General features: G+C 62.2%; 3 protein-coding genes. 1 reads left to right on the top strand and 2 read right to left on the bottom strand.

Features of this window, described 5'->3' with window-relative positions:
- Nucleotides 1-727: alanine--tRNA ligase-related protein (locus EN893_RS24790; protein ID WP_245490896.1), on the bottom strand; the 727-nt coding region annotated here is incomplete at its 3' end.
- A gap of 297 nt (nucleotides 728-1,024) precedes the next feature.
- The gene (gene recA, locus EN893_RS24785) at nucleotides 1,025-2,125 is read right to left on the bottom strand and encodes a recombinase RecA (RefSeq protein ID WP_027036993.1); all 1,101 of its coding nucleotides are present in this window, start codon (nucleotides 2,123-2,125) and stop codon (nucleotides 1,025-1,027) included.
- 277 nt (nucleotides 2,126-2,402) lie between these two features.
- On the opposite strand from recA, the gene EN893_RS24780 reads away from it, so the two are divergent.
- Entirely contained in the window at nucleotides 2,403-3,347 is a 945-nt protein-coding gene (locus EN893_RS24780; protein ID WP_127270930.1) for a carbohydrate kinase family protein, read from the top strand.
- The last annotated feature ends 83 nt before the right edge of the window (nucleotides 3,348-3,430 follow it).

The raw sequence follows: 3,430 nt of genomic DNA, 5'->3' as shown, positions 1-3,430 counted from the left end.
TTTCCACCCCTTGCAGGATGGACGCCATCCGCTCCAGGCCCATGCCGGTGTCGATCGAGGGGCGCGGCAGGTCGATGCGCTCCTCCTTCGTCACCTGTTCATACTGCATGAACACCAGGTTCCAGAATTCGAGGAAACGGTCGCCATCCTCCTCCGGGCTGCCGGGAGGGCCGCCCCAGATGTGTTCGCCGCGGTCGATGAAGATTTCAGAGCACGGCCCGCACGGTCCGGTGTCGCCCATCGCCCAGAAATTGTCCGAGGTCGCGATGCGAATGATGCGGTCGTCGGAAAAACCGGCGATCTTCTTCCAGAAGCCGGCCGCCTCGTCATCCGTGTGATAGACGGTGACCAGCAGCTTGTCCTTGTTCAGCCCGAACTCCCTGGTGATCAGGTTCCAGGCAAGCTCGATGGCGCGCTCCTTGAAATAGTCGCCGAAGGAGAAATTACCGAGCATCTCGAAGAAGGTCAGATGGCGCGCGGTGTAGCCGACATTGTCGAGATCATTGTGCTTGCCGCCGGCGCGAACGCTCTTCTGGGCGGTCGAGGCGCGCGAATAGGGCCGCTTCTCCAGACCGGTGAAGACGTTCTTGAACTGCACCATGCCGGCGTTGGTGAACATCAGCGTCGGGTCGTTGCGCGGCACCAGCGGACTCGATGCGACGATCTCGTGACCCTCCTTGCGGAAGTAGTCGAGAAATGTCGACCGGATTTCGTTCACGCCACTCATGATGCTGCCTTTTTGGAAGAGCCGCCGGGCCAACCGGCGGAAATGGGCTCTGCGTTTTAGAAGATTAGGACTTGGCCTTTTAGCCGCCGCGCTTCACCCTGTCCAGAAACACGGAATTGGTCCAATCCACGGCCTTTGCCGGCCGTTCGACCCGGCCTGGTTCCGCCGCCGAAACGCAAAACCGCCGGCACTGGGCCGGCGGTTTCGAAACGCAATAACGCGGAACTCGATTACATAAGCCTGAGATAATAGAACGCGATTATGGCCGAACTCCGGCCGGCATCGCGCACGAAGCTGTTACATCGCGCCGGATTCTTCCTCGAAACCGTCATCATCGCCGCGCTCAGGGCCGCCATTCTCGAGGAATTTTTCGGCGATCAGCCCGGCATTCTGCCTGATCGACAACTCGATCTCGCGTGCCGTGTCGGGATTGTCACGCAGGAACAGCTTGGCATTTTCGCGGCCCTGGCCGAGACGCTGCGAGTTATAGGAAAACCAGGCGCCAGACTTCTCGACAATACCAGCCTTGACCCCGAGATCGACCAGTTCGCCGGTTTTGGACACGCCCTCACCAAACATGATGTCGAATTCGACCACCTTGAAGGGCGGCGCCAGCTTGTTCTTGACCACCTTGACGCGGGTCTGGTTGCCGACGACCTCGTCGCGGTCCTTGATCGAGCCGATGCGGCGGATGTCGAGGCGCACCGAAGCGTAGAATTTCAGCGCATTGCCGCCGGTGGTGGTTTCAGGCGAGCCGAACATGACGCCGATCTTCATGCGGATCTGGTTGATGAAGATGACCATGGTGTTGGAGCGCGAAATCGACGCGGTCAGCTTGCGCAGCGCCTGGCTCATCAGGCGGGCCTGCAGGCCGGGCAGCGAATCGCCCATCTCGCCTTCAATTTCGGCGCGTGGCGTCAGCGCCGCGACCGAATCGACCACCAGCACGTCGATGGCGCCGGAGCGCACCAGCGTGTCGCAGATTTCCAGCGCCTGCTCCCCAGTGTCAGGCTGCGAGATCAGAAGGTTTTCGAGATCGACGCCAAGCTTGCGGGCATAGACCGGGTCAAGCGCGTGCTCGGCATCGACGAAAGCGCAGATGCCGCCCTTCTTCTGGGCTTCGGCGACGGTGTGCAGGGCAAGCGTCGTCTTGCCCGAGCTTTCCGGCCCGTAGATTTCGATGATGCGGCCGCGCGGCAGGCCGCCGACGCCAAGCGCGATGTCGAGGCCAAGCGAGCCGGTCGGCACCGTTTCAATCTCGACGACCTGATCGTTGGCGCCGAGCCGCATGATCGAGCCCTTGCCGAAAGCCCGCTCGATCTGCGACAGCGCCGCATCCAGAGCCTTTGATTTGTCCACTGCCTTGTCCTCTACCAGCCGCAAAGAATTCTGAGCCATGATACATCACCCCTTGGTCGTCAATGAAGGCCGGACAATCCGTAATCCCTGCCTATTTGTACCTTTTTTGTTCTCATTTGGCAAGAGGGGTCAAATAACTGAAAAACAAGCAATATCCGGATTTGTTCTTTTTTTGTCCAGGGATTCGATCAGGAATGCACCGCACGTTGGGCCAGACGGCTCCGTTGTTTCGACCTGCCGAATCGCCGCCTCGCATGCGAAGCTCCGTCGCACCTAGCGCTTGTGCGGCTGGAATAACAAAGGTCATATCGCCGGCATGCTGAAATCCGCGAAAATACTGGCCATAGGCGGCGCCCATATCGACCGACGCGGCCAGGTGTCCGGCGCTTACGTGCCTGCCGCCTCCAATCCGGGCACAATGCGCGAGGATGTCGGCGGCGGCGTCTTCAATGCTTTGCGCAGCGCCGTGCGGCGCGGCGTCTCCGCGTCGCTGATGTCGGTTCGCGGCGGCGATGCCGCTGCCGATACCGTTTCGCGAGCCATCGCCGAGACAGGCATTACCGACCTGTCGGCGGTCTTCCTCGACCGCACGACGCCGAGCTACACGGCGCTGATCGACAGCGAAGGCGAGCTGATCGTCGGCTTTGCCGACATGGCGCTCTATGAGTTGGCCTTTCCCAAACAGATTCGCCGCTCCAGGGTGCGCGAAGCAATCGCGGCCGCCGATGCCGTGTTCTGCGACGCCAACCTGCCGACGGCGGCGCTGGAACGGCTGGTCGCGCTCGCCGCGGGCAAGCCGGTTTTCGCCATTGCCATCTCGCCGGCCAAGGTGGTGCGGCTGATACCGGTGCTGAAGGAGCTCTCGCTGGTCTTCATGAACCGGCGCGAGGCCATGGTGCTGGCCGGCGTCGCCGCGAATGCCAGGGAGCGCGAGGTCGTCGACGGGTTGCGATGCAGCGGCCTCGTCAGTGGCGTGGTCACGGCAGGCGACGCGCCCGTGCTGGGGTTCGATGAAACAGGCGCCTTTTCGATCATGCCGCCCAATCCCCGAAAGGTCGCTGACGTCACCGGGGCCGGTGATGCGCTGGCGGGCGCAACGGTCGCTGCCTTGCTGCGCGGACTGCCGCTGCGGGTGGCCCTGCGCGAAGGCATCGCCGGGGCGACGCTTGCCATCGAAAGCGCCAACGCCGTTCCCGAGTTCACCGCCTCAAGCTTCGCGGAAGCGCTGGCTCTTGTGCCGGATGCCAGGGAAGTGGCATGAGACCGGCGAATTCATAGTGCCGCGATGTTGCCTGGTGTCCCGACGGACGCGCCGCATTCCGGATTGGACACCCTGATGACCCC

It is taken from the genome of Mesorhizobium sp. M7A.F.Ca.CA.004.04.2.1 (assembly GCF_004022825.1).
Classification (GTDB): domain Bacteria; phylum Pseudomonadota; class Alphaproteobacteria; order Rhizobiales; family Rhizobiaceae; genus Mesorhizobium.
Note: the sequence above shows the minus strand (reverse complement) of the source record. Positions and strands in the feature narration are given on the sequence as shown.

What these genes read in the sequence shown, in the direction of transcription:
- recA (WP_027036993.1), bottom strand. Translation starts at nt 2,125, where the DNA reads ATGGCTCAGAATTCTTTGCGGCTGGTAGAGGACAAGGCAGTGGACAAA.
- EN893_RS24780 (WP_127270930.1), top strand. Translation starts at nt 2,403, where the DNA reads ATGCTGAAATCCGCGAAAATACTGGCCATAGGCGGCGCCCATATCGAC.